Below are 518 nucleotides of genomic sequence, written 5' to 3'. Positions count from 1 at the left end.
TTTTTTTTTTTTTTGGATAAAATAGCCATTAAAAAAGGGTGTTTAATTTTTTATGACTTCAGCTTCAAACCATTCTTTTAAAGAACAAGATTTTCATATTCCTATCGCTTTTGCTTTTGATAAGAATTACCTCATTGCTGCGGGTGCGTGTCTTTATTCCTTGCTAGAAAGCATTGCTAAAGCCAATAAAAAAATCCGTTACACCCTACACGCTTTAGTGGTAGGCTTGAATGAAGAAGATAAAGCAAAGCTTAATCAAATCACAGAGCCTTTTAAAGAATTTGCTGTTTTAGAAGTAAAAGATATTGAACCTTTTTTAGACACTATCCCTAACCCTTTTGATGAGGATTTCACTAAGCGTTTTTCTAAAATGGTGTTAGTGAAATATTTTCTAGCGGATTTATTCCCTAAATATTCTAAAATGGTGTGGAGCGATGTGGATGTTATCTTTTGCAATGAATTTAGCGCTGATTTCTTAAACATTAAAGAAAATGATGAGAATTATTTTTATGGGGTTT

At 31.7% G+C, this 518-nt stretch carries 1 protein-coding gene; it reads left to right on the top strand.

What is annotated here, in order from left to right; translation table 11 throughout:
- Positions 1–52: 52 nt before the first annotated feature.
- Positions 53–518, top strand: a 466-nt coding sequence (locus DBU79_RS07735) for a glycosyltransferase (protein WP_143431172.1), incomplete at its 3' end; no start/stop codon positions are given.

Origin of the sequence: Helicobacter pylori, from assembly GCF_009689985.1 — a bacterium.
GTDB classification, from domain to species: Bacteria; Campylobacterota; Campylobacteria; order Campylobacterales; family Helicobacteraceae; genus Helicobacter; species Helicobacter pylori_CG.
This window is presented reverse-complemented; position numbering and strand designations above follow the sequence as displayed.